Origin of the sequence: Streptomyces canarius (assembly GCF_014650735.1) — a bacterium.
Classification (GTDB): Bacteria; Actinomycetota; Actinomycetes; order Streptomycetales; family Streptomycetaceae; genus Streptomyces; species Streptomyces olivaceoviridis.
In genome coordinates this window covers 1-950 of the sequence record NZ_BMVN01000198.1, presented here as the reverse complement: position 1 = coordinate 950, position 950 = coordinate 1, and the positions used below count along the sequence as shown (strand labels likewise).

The following is a 950-nucleotide window of genomic DNA, read 5'->3' as shown; positions in this document are numbered from 1 at the left end:
GAGCGTAGGCGGGTAATCGTTCCAGGGTGAGCCAGTCTTGTTCGGCGACCCAGGCCCGCATCGCCCGGCTCCAGTGGGCGGACAGCCCGTCCCAGACCAGGACCACCCGCTCGCCGCGGTAGAACATCTCCACCTGCTCCAGGACCTCGATGAGGCCGGCGGTGTCGTAGCTGCCGGGCTTGAGGTGGAAGCACAGGCGGGCCCCGCGATCGGGGTCGGCTGCGTGGTAGCCCAGGGCTCCGGCCATCGACGCGCGCTTCCAGTTCAGGCGGTGCCGCAGGAGCGGAGTCCGCCCTCGGGGCGAGTAGGTGCGGCGGATCTGAGGGAGCAGGGAGACGCCTGATTCGTCGAGGAAGACGATCCAGGCACGTGTGTTCACGGCCCCCTTTTGATGCGCGGCCACTCGTGCGCGATCCAGCGGGCGATCTCCGACTCGTCCCGCTCGACCGCCCGCCGCTCGGGCCGTTGCAGGCTCCATCCGAGCCGGCCGGTCAGCAGCCGCCACACCGACGCCCTCGACAACACCACCCCCGTGGCCCGGGTGACGACCGCGCCGACTCGTTCCAGGGTCCACAGGTCGGCCTCGAAACCATGAGCCTGGGCACCTTGCTCCAACGCGGCCCGGACCATCTCGACCTGGGCGTCGTCCAGCTTGGGTGGGCGTCCGGTGGCTGCCCGTCTCCGCAGGCCCGAAGCACCGTCTTGCTCCCACACCCGCCGCCAACGCCGCACACTCTCGGCACGTACCCCCACCGCCCTCGCGATCTCCGCATTCGAGACGCCGCCCTCGAACAACTCGACTGCCCGAACACGACGCGCCTCCGCCAACTGAGGCCGCGACAAAGGAGGAAGCAAGGAGCCAGCAACCGAAGGGGAACGTTGGTATGCCACCCCGACAGCCTCCCACCCACACGGCCACCACACCCACCGAACTTACGAAAAGATCAGTA

Annotated in this window: 2 protein-coding genes; both read right to left on the bottom strand. The window is 69.1% G+C overall.

Annotation, left to right across the window (positions count from 1 at the left end; translation table 11 throughout):
• Positions 1-379 (bottom strand): transposase (locus tag IE294_RS46850; protein ID WP_189895404.1); only part of this gene is annotated, 379 nt, incomplete at its 3' end.
• The gene (locus tag IE294_RS46845) at positions 376-891 is read right to left on the bottom strand and encodes a winged helix-turn-helix domain-containing protein (protein ID WP_229918594.1); all 516 of its coding nucleotides are present in this window, start codon (positions 889-891) and stop codon (positions 376-378) included. The genes IE294_RS46850 and IE294_RS46845, both read right to left, overlap by 4 nt.
• Positions 892-950 lie beyond the last annotated feature (59 nt).